This is a genomic window from Geodermatophilus saharensis (assembly GCF_900188205.1).
GTDB lineage: Bacteria > Actinomycetota > Actinomycetes > Mycobacteriales > Geodermatophilaceae > Geodermatophilus > Geodermatophilus saharensis.
The window spans coordinates 56510-71072 of record NZ_FZOH01000011.1; the positions used below are offsets into that span (position 1 = coordinate 56510).

The window sequence follows — 14563 nt, forward strand, 5'->3', positions numbered from 1 at the left end:
GTGGGGGGCGAGGAGGTCCTTCTACCGCTCATCGCCGCGGAACCGTACGCGCCGCGGGGGCGCCGGGTGCGTCGTCGGCGACCGTCGGCGCGGCGGCGTCCTCGGCGCCGCCCTCGCCCAGCGCGCCGGGGACGGCGGCCGGCCGCACCCCGGCGGAGGCCAGCGGGCGCACGTCACGCGCGTTCCACGGCCGGCCCAGGCCCGCGGACTCCAGCAGCGCGTCGAGCAGCCCCGCGGTGAAGCCCCAGACGACCATGCCGGCGACCCCGAACGCCGGGCCGACGTAGCCCGAGGGGTGGCGCACGCGGAACCGGTTGGCCGGGTCGGTCAGGTCGGCCAGCGGCACCCGGGCGACCCGCGCCACCTCCGTCGGGTCGCCGACGGCGACGTCGGCCGGGTCGTCCCACCAGCCCACCACCGGGACGACGAGGTTGTCCGAGGGACCGAGGAACAGCTCGGGCAGCGTGGCCAGCACGCGCACGCCGTCGGGGTCGACGCCGGCCTCCTCGTGCGCCTCCCGCAGCGCCGTGCCGACCGGGTAGTCCTCGCCGGGGTCGGCGCCACCGCCGGGGAAGGCGGGCTGGCCGGCGTGGGTACGCAGCCGGGCGGACTTCTCGATGAGCAGGACGTCGGCGCCCTGCGGCCCCTCCCCGAAGAGCACCAGCACCGCCGAGCGGCGCGCGGTGTCGCTGGGGGCGCCCAGGCGGTGGCGCAGTGGCAGGTCGGTCGCCGTGGCGAGCAGCCGCCGCAGCCAGCCGGGCAGGTCGGAGGTGTCGACGCCGGGCAGCGCGCCCGGGTCGGTCCCGCCGGTCACAGCTGCACCCCGAGGTGCTCGGCGACCAGCGCGCGCAGCTCGTCGAGCGAGGCCACCGGGCCGACCTTCGTGTGCACGAGCGCGCCGTCGGCGTCGAGGAGGTAGGTGAAGGGAAGGACGTTGACGCCCAGCCCGTCCATCAGGGCGCCGTCGCGGTCGTAGGCGCTGGGGAAGGTGACCCCGGAGTCGGTGGCGAAGGCGTCGGCCTGCGGGACGCCGTCCTTGCTGACGACGCCGACGACCGACACCCGGCCGCCGGCGAGGTCGGCGAGCTCCTGGACCAGCGGGAGCTCCTCCCGGCACGGGGCGCACCAGCTCGCCCACAGGTTGACGACGGTGGGCACGCCAGGGGCGCGGCCCAGGTCGAGCGTGCCGCCCCCGGGGCAGGGCAGGGACACCGCCGGCAGGGTCTCGGCGCCGCGCGCCGGCGTGTCGGGCTGCTCCCGACAGGCCTGCAGCGGCGCGCTCCAGGTGGCCGGGGCGGGCGGGGGCTCCTCCGCGTCGGCGTCCCGTGACGCCGTGCAGGCCGACAGGAGTGCGGCCAGCCCGAGCAGCGTGGCGGCGACCCGCCGTCCGCCGCTCCCCCGGATCCCGGTGCTCACTCGGTGTCCGACGCCGCCGGCGTCCTGACCAGCTTCAGCGCCGCCTCGGGGTCGGTGGGGCCGATGCCGTAGGACGGGCACCAGCGGGCCAGCCCGCACGCGCCGCAGGCGGCCTTCTTGGCGTGGCAGACGCGGCGGCCGTGGAAGATCACCCGGTGGCTGAACATGGTCCAGTCACGCTTGGGGACCAGCTCGGCGACCTGGGCCTCGACCTTGACCGGGTCCTCGTCGGCGGTCCAGCCGAAGCGGCGGACCAGCCGGCCGAAGTGCGTGTCGACGGTCAGCCCGGGGACACCGAAGGCGTTGCCGAGGACGACGTTGGCCGTCTTGCGGCCGACACCGGGCAGCGTGACGAGGTCGGCCATCCGGCCGGGGACCTCGCCGTCGAAGCGCTCGACCAGCGCCTGGGCCAGCCCGAGCACGGAGTTGGCCTTGGCGCGGAAGAAGCCGGTGGGCTTGAGGATCTCCTCCAGGTCGGCCCGGTCGGCGCCGGCGAGGGCCACCGGGTCGGGGTACTTCGCGAAGAGCGCCGGGGTGACCTTGTTCACCGTCTTGTCGGTGGTCTGGGCCGAGAGCACGGTGGCCACCAGCAGCTCGAAGGCGTTGGTGAAGTCGAGCTCGCAGTGCGCGTCGGGGTGGAGGACGGCCAGCTCACGGGCCATGCGGCGGGCCCGGCGGGTGCGGGCCCGCGGCGTCTCGTCCGGGTCGAGCGGCGAGGCCGGGTGGGCGGGCGGGCGGCGCCGTGTGGGACGTGCGTAGGCCGGCGTGGACACGCGGTCGAGGGTAGGCGTCACCGGCGACACCGCCGGGGCCGTGCCACCATGGCGGTGCAGGCCCGCTCAGCAGCGACCGGACCCGGGAGGTGGCGTGGTCGCGCTCATCGTCATCCTCTTCCCGCCGATGGTCATCGCGTTCCTGCTCGTCATGGAGCGCGTCGAGGAACCGCTCCGCCGGCCGACGTCGCCGCGCGAGGTGGCCGAGTTCCTCTCGTCGGCCACCCCGGGCGAGGTCGACACGCTGGCCGCCTCCGGGATCCGCCGGGCCATGGCGCGGTGGCGCCGCCGGCGCCGCTCGCGCGTGCAGCGCAGCGCCGAACCGCTGGTCTGACGAAGGACCACCCTTCCCCCCACGCCTCGCACGCTCGGCGCGGGGCCCTGGAGGGCGGCCGTTCCAGTCCCTCACCAGTCCGGGGGTGCCCTCCCTGCACCGATCGGGTGACGACGGGCACAGCCGCCTAGACTCCTCACGGATGCGGGCGGCCACGTCCGCAGGTGGACGTTGACGATGGGGTGGAGAGACACGTGGTGGACGAGGTGCTGGCTCAGTCGGGGCTCTTCCAGGGGCTCTCGGAGGAGGCCGTCGACCCGGTCGCCAGCCGTCTGGAGACGATCACCCTCCCGCGGGGCCGGGTGGTGTTCAACGAGGGTGAGCCCGGCGACAGCCTGTACATCGTGCTGACCGGCAAGATCAAGTTGTCCCGCCGCTCCCCCGACGGCCGCGAGAACGTGCTCGCCGTCATGGGCCCCTCCGACCAGTTCGGCGAGCTGTCGGTGTTCGACCCCGGCCCGCGCACCGCGACGGCGACCGCGGTCACCGACGTGAAGCTGGCGAAGATGCCGCAGTCGGTGCTGCGCCCGTGGATCGAGGCGCACCCGGAGGTGGGCGAGCGGCTGCTGCACGTGCTGGCCCGCCGGCTGCGCCGCACGAACGACTCCGTGGCCGACCTGATCTTCACCGACGTGCCCGGCCGGGTGGCCAAGGCGCTGCTGCAGATGGCCGACCGCTTCGGCAGCCGCGAGGCCGACGGGCTGCGCGTCAAGCACGACCTCACCCAGGAGGAGCTCGCCCAGCTCGTCGGGGCCTCCCGGGAGACGGTGAACAAGGCGCTGGCCGACTTCGTGCACCGCGGTTGGATCCAGCTGCAGGGCAAGTCGGTCGTCGTCCTCGACGAGGACCGACTTCGCCGCCGCGCGCGCTGATCGACTCGACGGGAGAGGCCCAGGACCCGTCGGGTCCTGGGCCTCTCCCGTTCGACGTCAGCTCGGGAGCGGGACGACCAGGCCGATGCGGGTGCCGTCGGGGAGCTCGGCGTAGCGGCCCTCGGGGGTCGTCCGCAGCTCCGGCATGATCGGGACCAGCGGCTCCGGTGGGCTGCCGGCCAGCGCCGCGGCGACGTCCGGGAAGGCCGCGAGCTGGCCGAGGGTGTGGATGGTCGGTGGCAGCATCGGCCGGGTGCCGGCGCGCAGCTCCGCCAACGCCGCCTGCGGCGTGAGCCAGCTGGCCTCGTCGGCCTCGCCGGAGACGTCGCGCGCCTCCTGCCCGGCCGGCAGCGCCGCGGCGAAGAACCGGGTGTCGTAGCGCCGGCTCTCCTGCGGCGGGGTGATCCAGTGCGCGAAGGGCCGCAGCAGGTCCGCCCGCAACGCCAGTCCGCGCTCGGCGAGCAGCCCGGCCAGCGACAGCTCCCGGGTCAGCAGCGCCTGCCGCTGGGCCTCCCAGTCCTCACCGGAGACGTCCGGGACGACGTCGGCGCCCTCCGGCGAGCCGGCCAGCAGGACGCCGGCCTCCTCGAAGGTCTCCCGGACCGCGGCACACACCAGCTCGCGGGCGAGCCGCTCGTCGCAGCCCAGCGCCGCCGCCCACTGCGCCGGTGGCGGCCCGGCCCAGGCGACGTCGGTGTCGCCGTCGCGCGGGTCGACCCCGCCGCCGGGGTAGGCGGTCATCCCCCCGGCGAAGGGCATCCCCCGCGTGCGCCGCAGCAGGTGGACCTCCAGTCCCGCCCCGCCGTCGCGCAGCAGCAGGACCGTGGCGGCCGGGCGGACGGCCGCCGTCATCCCCTCAGCTCGACCGTGAGCTCGACCTCGACCGGGGCGCCGAGGGGCAGCTCCGCGACGCCGACCGCGCTGCGCGCGTGGTGGCCAGCGTCGCCGAAGACCTTGCCGAGCAGCTCGCTCGCGCCGTTGACCACGCGCGGCTGGCCGCTGAAGCCCTCGGCGCTGGCCACGTAGCCGACCACGCGCACCACGCGGGCGACCTGGTCGAGGCCCACGAGGTCGTCGACGGCGGCCAGGGCGTTGAGTGCGCACATCTTGGCGTCGGCGGCGGCGTCCTCGGGGTCGACCGACCCGCCGACCTTCCCGGTGCGTCGCAGCCCGCCGTCGACGAACGGCAGCTGGCCGCTGGTGAACACCAGGTTGCCGGAGCGCACGGCCGGCACGTAGGAGGCGACCGGGGCGGCCACGGGGGGCAGCCGGATGCCGAGCTGGGCGAGCCGGGCGTGCCAGCTCGGGGCCTGGGTGCCCTCGCCGGAGGTGCCGGAGGTCATCGTGGCCGCCTCAGCCGATCGGGCGCTTGAGGTAGGCGACCGGCTGCTCGGACCCCGCCGGGCCGGGGAGCACCGTCACGAGCTCCCACCCGTCGGTGCCCCACGAGTCGAGGATCGCCTTGGTGTTGTGAATCAGCAGCGGGATGGTGGCGTACTCCCACCTGCGGCGGGCCGGTTCGCTCATGGGCACCGACGCTAGCGCAGGACCCCGGCCCCGTCCCCGGCCCCGTCCCCGGGCCGCCCCGGGCTGCGACGGGTGGGCGTGGCGGCGGCCTCCTAGGCTTGACCGGGTGAGCCCCGACTTCCCCGTCCGCTGCCACGTCGTGACCGGGAAGGGCGGCACCGGGAAGACCACCGTGGCCGCCGCCCTGGCCCTGGCCCTGGCGGCCGGCGGGCACACCGTGCTGCTCGTCGAGTGCGAGGGCCGCCAGGGCATCGCCCAGCTGTTCGACACCCCGCCGCTGCCCTACGAGGAGCGACGGGTGGCCGTCACCCGGGGCGGTGGGGAGGTGCGGGCCCTCGCGATCGACGTCGAGGAGGCCCTGCTCGAGTACCTCGAGATGTTCTACAACCTCCGCCGTGCCGGCCGGGCGCTGCGCAAGATGGGCGCCGTCGACTTCGCCACCACCATCGCGCCGGGCCTGCGCGACGTGCTGATCACCGGGAAGATCAAGGAGGCGGTCACCCGCCGCGAGGACGGGCGCCGCGTGTACGACGCCGTCGTCGTCGACGCCCCGCCCACCGGCCGCATCACCCGCTTCCTCAACGTCACCAGCGAGATGGCCGGCCTCGCCCGCTCCGGCCCGATCAAGACCCAGAGCGACGGCGTCATGGCCGTGCTGCGCTCCCCGCAGACGGCGGTGCACCTGGTCACCCTGCTGGAGGACATGCCGGTGCAGGAGACCGCCGACGCGATCGCCGAGCTGACCGAGGCCGGCCTGCCGGTCGGGTCGGTGATCGTCAACATGGCCACCGAGCCGGCCCTGCCGGCCGAGGACCTCGTCCGCGCCGCCGCGGGCCGGCTCACCGGCGCCGACCTCGCGCCCGGCCTGACCGCGGCCGGCCTGCCCGAGGACACCGACCTGGCCGAGGCGCTGGCCGCCGAGGTCGTCGAGCACGCCCAGCGGTGGGCCGCCCAGGACGCGCTGCGCGCCCGCGTGGAGTCCCTCGGCCGACCGACGGTGGAGCTGCCGCTGCTGCCCGGGCCGATGGACCTCGGCTGCCTGTTCGAGCTGGCCGGCCGGCTCGAGGAGCACCTCGGCGCGGAGGTGGCGGCGTGACCGCGGCCGCCTCCGGGGACGCGCACCGCCCGGCCCGCGCGGCCGGCACGCCGCGCTACGCGCCGCCGGTCGACCTCGCCGAGCTGATCGCCGACCCCGACACCCGCATCGTCGTCTGCTGCGGCTCCGGCGGGGTGGGCAAGACGACGACGTCGGCGGCGCTGGCGCTGGCCGCCGCGGAGGCCGGCCGCCGGGTCGTCGTCCTCACCATCGACCCCGCGCGCCGGCTGGCGCAGTCGCTGGGCCTGGGAGAGCTCGACAACGAGCCGCGGCGGGTCGACGTCCCGGGGGTCGACGGCGAGCTGCACGCGATGATGCTGGACATGAAGCGCACGTTCGACGACATCGTCGTGGCGCACTCGACGCCCGAACGTGCCGAGGTGATCCTGGCCAACCCCTTCTACCAGACGCTGTCGTCGTCCTTCGCCGGGACGCAGGAGTACATGGCGATGGAGAAGCTGGGGCAGCTGCGCGCGGCCGACACGTGGGACCTCATCGTCGTCGACACGCCCCCGTCCCGGTCGGCGCTGGACTTCCTCGACGCGCCCAACCGGATGAGCCGCTTCCTCGACGGCACGATGATCCGGCTGCTCACCGCGCCCGCGCGGGCCGGTGGCCGGGCCGGGTTCAAGTTCGCCAGCGCCGGGCTGCTGTTCTTCAGCCGGATCATCAGCAAGGTCCTCGGCGGCCAGCTGCTGCGCGACATCTCCGCGTTCGTCTCGGCCCTCGACACGATGTTCGGCGGGTTCCGCGAGCGGGCCACCGCCACCTACGAGCTGCTGCGCCGGCCCGGGACGTGGTTCGTCGTCGTCGCCACGCCCGAGCCCGACGCCCTGCGCGAGGCCTCCTACTTCGTCGACCGGCTCTCCGCCGAGGGCATGCCGCTGGCCGGGCTGGTGCTCAACCGGACCCACCCGCCGGCCAGCACCCGGCTGTCGGCCACCCGCGCCGAGGTCGCCGCCGAGTCCGTCGACGACGGCGACGGCGCCCCCGCCGCCCTGGTCGCCGGGGCGCTGCGGGTGCACGCCGAGCGGATGACGCTGGCGATGCGCGAGCAGCGGCTGGCCGACCGGTTCACCAGCGCCCACCCCGAGGTGGGCATCCGGGCGGTCCCGGCCGCGGCCGGCGACGTCCACGACCTCGAGGGTCTGCGGGTGATGGCCGAGGCGCTGACCGGCCCCGACGACGACACGCCGACCGGCGTGCCGCGCACCCGCGTGCTGCCCGCGCGCCGCGGCTGAGACCGGGCTGCGGGCCCGGTCACGCCGTACATTGGCGGCGATGTCTGCTGCCTCCCGCGCCAGGGCCCTGGCCAAGCTCGTCGCGCTGATCGTCGTCGCCGGCGCACTCGTCGCCGGCATGCTGCTGCCCGTCGTCGGCGGCTCGGGCGTGGTGGCGCGCAACTCCGCGTCCCTGCTCGACGCACTCCCGGTGGAGCTGACCGACGCCACCCCGGCGGGCAACTCCCGGGTGCTGGCGGCCGACGGGTCGCTGATCACGAACTTCTACACCAACAACCGCACGGTCGTGACCGCCGACCAGATCGCCGAGGTCATGAAGCAGGCGCTGGTCGCGATCGAGGACTCCCGCTTCTACGAGCACAACGGCCTGGACGTGCAGGGCACGCTGCGCGCGGCGGTGACCAACCTGACGGCCGGGTCGGTGCAGGAGGGCGGCTCGACGATCACCCAGCAGCTGGTCAAGCAGACCCTGCTGGAGACCGCCGACACCCCCGAGGAGCGGACGGCGGCCACCGAGCAGGACGGTGTCGAGGGCCTGTCCCGCAAGCTGCGCGAGGCCCGGCTGGCCCTCGCCCTGGAGGACACCTACTCCAAGGACGAGATCCTCACCCGCTACCTCAACATCGTGTACTTCGGCCGCGGCGCCTACGGCATCCAGGCCGCCGCCCAGCGCTACTTCAGCGTCAACGCCATCGACCTGACCCTGCCCCAGGCCGCCATGCTGGCCGGGCTGGTGCAGAGCCCGTCCAACGACGACCCGATCGCCAACCCGGAGAACGGCCAGACGCGGCGCAACCAGGTGCTGCAGCGGATGTTCGACCTCGGCTACATCTCCGAGGCCGAGCTGACCGAGATCTCCGCCCAGCCGGTGCAGGTGGCCGAGGGCCTCAGCCCGGCCAACGGCTGCATCGACGCCGTCATCGGCGGCTTCTTCTGCGCCTACACGCAGGGCTACCTCACCGGAGTCCTGGGGCTGACCCAGGAGCAGCTCGACAACGGCGGGCTGACCATCCAGACGACGCTGGACACGCAGCTGCAGACCCTCGCCGACCAGTCGGTGCTCAACACCCTGCCGATGGGCGACCCGCTGGCGGCGGTGTTCACGGCCCTCAAGCCGGGCTCCGGCGACGTGATGGCGATGGCCGTCAACCGCCGCTACGGCTGCGACGACCCCGACTGCGAGTCCGTCGTCCTGCACACCGCGGCCAGCAAGGGCGCCGGCTCCACGTACAAGACCTTCACCGCCGCGGCGGCGCTCGAGGCCGGCATCGGCGCCGGCACCGTGATCACGACGCCGGGTGACCAGTACACCTCCCGCGTGTTCCGCGGCCCCTCCTGCGGCGGTGACCGGGAGCAGTCCAACGGGATGTACTGCGTCCAGAACGTCGGCGACTACCCCGACACCCTCGACATGGTCGACGCGCTGGTCCGCTCCTCGAACACCTACTTCCTGGCGCTGGAGGACCGCCTCGGCAGCGTCGAGGGCCCGGTGCGGATGGCCGAGCGGATGGGCATGACCTTCGACCAGCCCACCCAGAACTCCGCCGACGAGATCATCGACGGGAACTTCGGCTCCTTCACCCTCGGCGCCGAGGCCACCAGCCCGATGGACCTGGCCAACGCCTACGCCACGCTGGCCGCCCAGGGGACCCGGTGCACCCCGACCCCGGTGCTGCAGGTCCTCGACCGCAACGGCCAGCCCCTCACCGGCGAGGACGGCCAGCCGCTGGTCAAGGACGACAACTGCACGCCGGAGTCCATCCCGCCGAACATCGCCAACACGCTGGCCACCATCCTCATCGGCGACACCTCCAGCCCGGTGGGCACCGGCCAGCGGGCCGGGATCCCCGGGCGCGGGGTCGCCGGCAAGACCGGCACCGCCCAGGGCCGCGACTCGGTGGCCTTCGTCGGGGTCCTGCCCGAGTACGCAGGCAGCGTCATGGTGTTCAACCCCAAGGAGAAGCAGGACGTCGGCGGCTACGGCGGCAACATGCCGGCCGCGATCTGGCGGGACGCGTTCGAGCCCTACCTGGCCGACAAGCCCACCTCGTTCTTCCCGCCGGTCGACCCGGCCCTCATGGGCGGCGGCCCGGCTCCCGCCGCGCCCGGCGGCAACCGCGGCAACGGTGGCAACGGAGGCCGCAACGGCGGGAACGGCGGCACCGGATGGTGGAACGGCGGATAGCCGGTCACGCGCCGCGGCTCACCCCAGCTGGCGGCGGACCTCCGCGGCGACCCGGCCGCCCTCGGCGCGGCCGGCGACGGCCGCGGTGGCCGCACCCATCACCCGGCCCATGTCCTTCATCCCGGTCGCGCCGATGCGGGTGACGACGTCGGCGACCAGCGCCGCGAGGTCGGCGTCGTCGAGCTGCGCGGGCAGGTAGCCGGCCACGACCTCGCCCTCGGCGCGCTCGCGGCCGGCCTGCTCGGCGCGGCCGGCCGCGTCGAAGGCCTCCGCCGCCTCCCGGCGCCGCTTGGCCTCGCGCCGCAGCACCCCCGTCACCTCGTCGTCGGACAGCTCGCGGGCCTCCTTGCCGGCGACCTCCTCGGCGCTCACCGCCGCGAGCACCATCCGCAGCGTGGCGGTGCGCAGCTCGTCACGGGACTTCATGGCACTGGTGAGGTCGGCGCGCAGCCGGCCCTTGAGGTCGGACACGCCCCCAGCCTGGCACGACGTCACCGGCACGCCCACGCCGGTGGCGCGGGCGGCCCGTAGGCTCGGGCACCGTGCGCTGGTACACCGCCCTGCCCACGGCCGCCGTCGCCACCGGCACCGCCACCGTGGCCTACGCCTCGCTGTACGAGCGCACCCGCTGGACGCTGCGCCGCTTCGAGGTGCCCGTGCTGGCCCCGGGCTCCGCGCCGCTGACCGTGCTGCACCTGTCGGACCTGCACATGACCGCCGGGCAGCGCTCCAAGCAGGAGTGGGTGGCCGCGCTCGACGGCCTGGAGCCCGACCTGGTCGTCGACACCGGGGACAACCTCGCCGGGACCGACGCCGTCCCGGCGGTGCTGGGCTCGCTGGACCCGCTGCTCGACCGCCCGGGTGTGTTCGTGACCTCGTCCAACGACTACTACGCCCCGCGCCCGAAGAACCCGGTCGGCTACCTCACCCGCAGCCAGAAGCGGGTGCACGGCGAGGAGCTGCCGTGGCGGGACATGCGCGACGGGTTCACCGCCCGCGGCTGGCTGGACCTCACCAACGCCCGGGGCGAGCTCACCGTGGCGGGGAGGCGGATCTCCTTCGCCGGCCTCGACGACCCGCACCTGCGGCGGGACCGCTACGACGACGTCGCCGGGCCCGTCGACCCCACCGCGGACCTGCGCGTGGGCGTCGTCCACTCCCCCGAGCCCCGGGTGCTGGACCGGTTCGTCGCCGACGGCTACGACCTGCTGCTGTGCGGCCACACCCACGGCGGCCAGCTGCGGGTGCCCTTATACGGCGCCCTGGTCACCAACTGCGGCATCGACCGCGCCCACGCCCGCTGGCTGCACCGGTGGGCCGGGCCCTCACCCGAGCGGCCGGCCGGCACCTGGCTGCACGTGTCCGCGGGCCTGGGCACCAGTCCCTTCGCCCCGGCCCGGTTCGCCTGCCCGCCGGAGGCGACGCTGCTCACGCTGACCGCGCGCACCCCGTGACCCGGCGCCGGGTCCGCTGCGCGGCTCGGCTACAGTGGTCGAGGCACGCCCGGGGTGTGGCGCAGCTTGGTAGCGCGCGTCGTTCGGGACGACGAGGCCGCAGGTTCAAATCCTGTCACCCCGACCCACCGCTCAGGGGCCGCCGGAAGGCGGCCCCTGAGCGCGTTCCGGCCCCGTTCCGGTTGGACTCCCTCCGTGGCGGGCACCGAGGAGCCCGATGACCGAGTGGCTGCTCCTCCTCGCCGCCGTGGTGCTCACGGCGCTCACCGGCTTCTTCGTCGCGGCCGAGTTCTCCCTGACGACGGTCGACCGGGGCCGCGTCGAGGAGGCCGCCCGGGCCGGCGACGCGGGCGCGGGCGGCGTGGCGACCGCACTGCGCTCGCTGTCGACCCAGCTGTCGGCGGCCCAGCTCGGCATCACGCTGACCACCCTCATCGTCGGCTACCTCGCCGAGCCCGCGATCGGCCGCCTGCTGCACGGCCCGCTGGAGTCCCTGGGCCTGTCCGCGGGGGCGGCCACCGGCGTCTCCTACGGCCTGGCGCTGGCCCTGGCGACGACGCTGCAGATGCTGCTGGGGGAGCTGGGGCCCAAGAACCTCGCCATCGCCAACCCGCTGGGGGTCGCCCGCTGGGTGGCGCCGGGGATGCGGGCCTTCACCGCCGTCTTCGGCGTCGTCGTCCGGTCCCTGCAGCGGCTGGCCAACGCCATCGTGCGGCGGCTGGGCTTCGAGCCGCGGGAGGAGCTGGACTCCGCCCGCGGAGCCGACGAGCTCGCCGCCGTCGCCCGCCGCTCGGCCGAGGAGGGCGACCTCTCCCCCGTCGCCGCGCGGCTGCTGGAGCGCTCGCTGGGGCTGCGCGCGAAGTACGCCACCGACGTCATGACCCCGCGCACCCGGCTGTGGACGCTGCGGGCCAGCGCCAGCGCGGCCGACGTCATCGCCGCGGCCACCGAGTCGGGGAACTCGCGGTTCCCCGTGTACGGCTCCGACCTCGACGAGGTCACCGGCGTCGTGCACGTCAAGCGGGCGGTCGCGGTGCCGGAGGCCGAGCGCTCCCGCCGCACCGCCGGGGAACTGGCCGACCCGGTGCTCGCGGTGCCGTCGTCGCTGCGGCTGGAGCGGCTGCTGGACCTGCTGCGCGAGCAGGGCCTGCAGATCGCCCTCGTCGTCGACGAGTGGGGCGCCACGCACGGGGTGGTGACGCTGGAGGACATCGTCGAGGAGCTCGTCGGCGAGATCACCGACGAGACCGACCGCCCGCTGCGCACGCTGCGCCGGCTCGACGACGGCCAGTGGCTGCTGTCGGGGCTGCTGCGGCCCGACGAGGTGCTCGAGCGCACCCGGATCGCGGTGCCCGAGGGTCGCTACGAGACGCTGTCGGGCTTCCTCGCCGAGCGGCTGCAGCGGCTCCCCGAGGTGGGCGACACCGTGGAACTCGAGGGGGCCCGGCTGACCGTGGAGAGCCTCGACGGCCGCCGGGTCGCCCGGGTGCGCGCCGAGCAGACCGTGCACCTCCCGGCGGGGGCGACGGCGTCGGCCCGGCAGCGCGCCGAGCGGGCGGTGGCGGCGTGAGCGACGTCGTCAGCCTGCTGGTCCTGGTCGCCCTGCTGCTGGGCAACGCCTTCTTCGTGGCCGCGGAGTTCGCCCTGGTGTCGGCCCGGGTCGACCAGATCGAGCCGCGCGCCGCGACCGGCTCGCCCCGCGCGGTCAAGACGCTGGCCGCGATGCGCGACGTCTCGCGGAACATGGCCGGCGCGCAGCTGGGCATCACGCTGTGCTCGCTGGGCCTCGGCGCCGTCGGCGAGCCCGCCGTCGCCCACCTCATCGAGGCGCCGCTGCACGCCGCGCACGTCCCCGACGCGCTGCTGCACCCCATCGCGCTGGTCGTCGCGCTGTCGCTGGTGACCGTGCTGCACATGGTGCTCGGCGAGATGGTCCCCAAGAACATCACCATCGCCGGGCCCGACCGCGCGGCGCTGGTGCTCGGCCCGGCGCTGGCCGCCTTCACGCGCCTGCTGCGGCCGGTGATCTGGTTCTTCAACACCACGGCCAACCTCTTCGTGCGGCTGTTCGGCGCCACCCCCACCGACGAGGTGGCGGCCAGCTTCGACGAGGGCGAGATCCGGTCGATGATCACCCAGTCCCGGCGGGAGGGGCTGCTGGGCACCGAGGTGAGCACGCTGGCCGCCGGGGCGCTGACCTTCGGGCAGCACACGGTCGAGGACGTGCTGCTGCCGATGGACGCCGTGGTCACCGTTCCGCGCTCGACCACGCCGCGGCAGCTCGAGGCCGTCGTCGCCGAGCACGGCTTCAGCCGGTACCCGGTGGCCGGCGACGACGGCGCGCTGCTCGGCTTCGTGCACGTCAAGGACGCGCTGCGCACCACCGGCGCGGACCGCGACCGGCCGCTGCCCGAGGAGTTCCTGACCCCGCTGGTGCCGATCGCGCCGGGGACGAAGCTGCCCGAGGTGCTGTCGGAGATGCGCGCGCAGGGCGCCCACCTCGGTGGCGTGGTGGGCACCGACGGCGGGCAGCGGCGGACCGTGGGCCTGGTGGCGCTCGAGGACGTGCTCGAGCTGCTCATCGGCGACGTCCGCGACGCCGCCGCCGAGCACACGCGGGCGATGGCCGACCGGGCCACCCGCGGCGGCCGCGGCCGGGCCGGGTACCCGACCGGGGCCGGCGCCGGAGGCCGCTGACGACGGGCCCGGGCACCGGCGACGGTGCACCATCGAGGGCACGGGTCGCACACCGACGAGGGGAACGGCGATGAGCACCGACACACCCACCGGCACGCGGGGCGAGGCCCCCACCGACGACGGCATCGACCGGGCCGCCATCCGGGAGGCGCTGTACACCGACGGCATCACCGCGCGGAAGGGCGCCTTCTCCCGCGACTGGGTCGCCCGGCTGCGCGAGGACGTCGACGCCGCCTTCGAGGAGGCCCGCGGCCGCGAGGGCGGCGCCGTCGGGCGGGGTCCCAACCGCTGGTACGTGGAGGTCCACCCGCAGGCGCTGCGCGGGTTCGTCGACCTGGTCGACCACCCGTGGGTGCGGGCCACGTGCGAGACGGTCCTCGGGCCCGACTACACGATCGTCGAGGTGGGCTTCGACACGCCCTTCCCCGGCGCGAAGGACCAGCCGTGGCACCGGGACTTCCCCAGCCCGCGGGAGACGCGGGAGGAGCGGCGGCTGACCTCCCTCGCCTTCAACGTCACCACGGTCGACACCGTCGACGAGATGGGGCCCTTCGAGGTAGCGCCGGGGACGCAGTGGGAGACCGGCGAGGACTTCGACCACGGGATGTTCCCGCCGAAGAGCGAGTACCCGCGCTACGAGGCGCTGGCCGTGCGCAAGTACCCGCAGATGGGCGACGTCTCGGTGCGCTCCGCCCTGACGCTGCACCGCGGGACGGAGAACCGCTCGCAGCTCTCCCGCCCCGTCCTGGTCCTGGGCGTCGACGCGCCCGGCGCCGGCAACGACGAGCACCACGACCTCGCGGTGACCTCCGACTACTGGGAGCAGCTGCCCCAGCGGGTGCGCGACCACCTGCGCTGCCCCGTCGTCGACGAGCTGCGGCCGATCGTGCAGAAGCACGACATCGAGGGCCTGGTGATGGGCTGAGCCCGACACCCCGGCGGCGGGCCGGAGGGGTGCGGGCACGATG

General features: G+C 75.1%; 16 protein-coding genes and 1 tRNA gene. 10 read left to right on the top strand and 7 right to left on the bottom strand.

Features of this window, described 5'->3' with window-relative positions; genetic code table 11:
• Window positions 1–28: 28 nt before the first annotated feature.
• Genes CHC04_RS21505 through nth form a run of 3 tightly spaced genes read right to left on the bottom strand, consistent with a single transcriptional unit; the run spans window position 29 to window position 2189 of the window.
• Window positions 29–814: an NUDIX hydrolase gene (locus CHC04_RS21505; protein WP_245817615.1), complete on the bottom strand. Its 786-nt coding sequence runs from the start codon at window positions 812–814 to the stop codon at window positions 29–31.
• Window positions 811–1416: a TlpA family protein disulfide reductase gene (locus tag CHC04_RS21510; protein WP_245817616.1), complete on the bottom strand. Its 606-nt coding sequence runs from the start codon at window positions 1414–1416 to the stop codon at window positions 811–813. The genes CHC04_RS21505 and CHC04_RS21510 overlap by 4 nt, the downstream gene beginning before the upstream one ends.
• Entirely contained in the window at window positions 1413–2189 is a 777-nt protein-coding gene (gene nth / locus CHC04_RS21515; RefSeq protein WP_245817618.1) for an endonuclease III, read from the bottom strand. The genes CHC04_RS21510 and nth overlap by 4 nt, the downstream gene beginning before the upstream one ends.
• Before the next feature lie 94 nt (window positions 2190–2283).
• Between nth and CHC04_RS21520 the strand changes: the two genes are divergently transcribed.
• Window positions 2284–2523 carry a hypothetical protein gene (locus tag CHC04_RS21520; protein WP_089406004.1) on the top strand — a complete coding sequence of 80 codons (240 nt, stop codon included), beginning with the start codon at window positions 2284–2286 and terminating at the stop codon, window positions 2521–2523.
• A 197-nt stretch (window positions 2524–2720) separates the two neighbouring features.
• Window positions 2721–3395 (top strand): Crp/Fnr family transcriptional regulator, encoded by a 675-nt coding sequence (locus tag CHC04_RS21525; RefSeq protein WP_089406073.1) that lies wholly within the window; start codon window positions 2721–2723, stop codon window positions 3393–3395.
• A gap of 57 nt (window positions 3396–3452) precedes the next feature.
• Here the strand turns inward: CHC04_RS21525 and CHC04_RS21530 are convergent, their stop codons facing one another.
• From CHC04_RS21530 to sp36, 3 genes are read right to left on the bottom strand one after another with little or no spacing between them, the layout of a single operon-like run.
• The gene (locus CHC04_RS21530; RefSeq protein WP_089406005.1) at window positions 3453–4247 is read right to left on the bottom strand and encodes an NUDIX hydrolase; all 795 of its coding nucleotides are present in this window, start codon (window positions 4245–4247) and stop codon (window positions 3453–3455) included.
• Complete coding sequence (locus tag CHC04_RS21535) at window positions 4244–4738, bottom strand: RidA family protein (protein WP_089406006.1); 495 nt, start codon at window positions 4736–4738, stop codon at window positions 4244–4246. The genes CHC04_RS21530 and CHC04_RS21535 overlap by 4 nt, the downstream gene beginning before the upstream one ends.
• A 10-nt stretch (window positions 4739–4748) precedes the next feature.
• Complete coding sequence (gene sp36, locus CHC04_RS21540; RefSeq protein WP_089406007.1) at window positions 4749–4922, bottom strand: Sp36 family protein; 174 nt, start codon at window positions 4920–4922, stop codon at window positions 4749–4751.
• 106 nt (window positions 4923–5028) lie between these two features.
• Here sp36 and bagA point away from each other — a divergent pair, with 106 nt between their 5' ends.
• Genes bagA through CHC04_RS21555 form a run of 3 tightly spaced genes read left to right on the top strand, consistent with a single transcriptional unit; the run spans window position 5029 to window position 9444 of the window.
• The gene (bagA, locus tag CHC04_RS21545) at window positions 5029–6018 is read left to right on the top strand and encodes an ATPase BagA (RefSeq protein ID WP_217897500.1); all 990 of its coding nucleotides are present in this window, start codon (window positions 5029–5031) and stop codon (window positions 6016–6018) included.
• A complete protein-coding gene (bagB, locus tag CHC04_RS21550) occupies window positions 6015–7259 on the top strand; it encodes an ATPase BagB (RefSeq protein WP_089406009.1) in 1245 nt (414 codons plus the stop codon). Before bagA ends, bagB begins: the two co-directional genes overlap by 4 nt.
• A 40-nt stretch (window positions 7260–7299) precedes the next feature.
• A complete protein-coding gene (locus CHC04_RS21555; RefSeq protein WP_089406010.1) occupies window positions 7300–9444 on the top strand; it encodes a transglycosylase domain-containing protein in 2145 nt (714 codons plus the stop codon).
• Window positions 9445–9462: 18 nt separating this feature from the next.
• Here CHC04_RS21555 and CHC04_RS21560 read toward each other — a convergent pair whose 3' ends face one another.
• The gene (locus CHC04_RS21560) at window positions 9463–9915 is read right to left on the bottom strand and encodes a GatB/YqeY domain-containing protein (RefSeq protein WP_089406011.1); all 453 of its coding nucleotides are present in this window, start codon (window positions 9913–9915) and stop codon (window positions 9463–9465) included.
• Window positions 9916–9986: 71 nt separating this feature from the next.
• Between CHC04_RS21560 and CHC04_RS21565 the strand changes: the two genes are divergently transcribed.
• From CHC04_RS21565 to CHC04_RS21585, 5 genes are all read left to right on the top strand, one after another.
• Window positions 9987–10898, top strand: a complete 912-nt coding sequence (locus CHC04_RS21565) for a metallophosphoesterase (protein WP_089406012.1) — start codon at window positions 9987–9989, stop codon at window positions 10896–10898.
• Between the two features lie 50 nt (window positions 10899–10948).
• Window positions 10949–11022 (top strand) — tRNA-Pro (locus CHC04_RS21570).
• 93 nt (window positions 11023–11115) lie between these two features.
• Entirely contained in the window at window positions 11116–12468 is a 1353-nt protein-coding gene (locus CHC04_RS21575) for a hemolysin family protein (protein WP_089406013.1), read from the top strand.
• Window positions 12465–13595 carry a hemolysin family protein gene (locus CHC04_RS21580; RefSeq protein WP_089406014.1) on the top strand — a complete coding sequence of 377 codons (1131 nt, stop codon included), beginning with the start codon at window positions 12465–12467 and terminating at the stop codon, window positions 13593–13595. The genes CHC04_RS21575 and CHC04_RS21580 overlap by 4 nt, the downstream gene beginning before the upstream one ends.
• 70 nt (window positions 13596–13665) lie before the next feature.
• On the top strand, window positions 13666–14520 hold the full coding sequence (locus CHC04_RS21585; RefSeq protein WP_089406015.1) for a phytanoyl-CoA dioxygenase family protein: 855 nt from the start codon (window positions 13666–13668) through the stop codon (window positions 14518–14520).
• Window positions 14521–14563: the final 43 nt, after the last annotated feature.

Coding starts and splice junctions, on each gene's coding strand:
- CHC04_RS21530 (WP_089406005.1), bottom strand. CDS start 4,247: ATGACGGCGGCCGTCCGCCCGGCCGCCACGGTCCTGCTGCTGCGCGAC.
- CHC04_RS21535 (WP_089406006.1), bottom strand. CDS start 4,738: ATGACCTCCGGCACCTCCGGCGAGGGCACCCAGGCCCCGAGCTGGCAC.
- sp36 (WP_089406007.1), bottom strand. CDS start 4,922: ATGAGCGAACCGGCCCGCCGCAGGTGGGAGTACGCCACCATCCCGCTG.
- CHC04_RS21555 (WP_089406010.1), top strand. CDS start 7,300: ATGTCTGCTGCCTCCCGCGCCAGGGCCCTGGCCAAGCTCGTCGCGCTG.
- CHC04_RS21575 (WP_089406013.1), top strand. CDS start 11,116: ATGACCGAGTGGCTGCTCCTCCTCGCCGCCGTGGTGCTCACGGCGCTC.
- CHC04_RS21585 (WP_089406015.1), top strand. CDS start 13,666: ATGAGCACCGACACACCCACCGGCACGCGGGGCGAGGCCCCCACCGAC.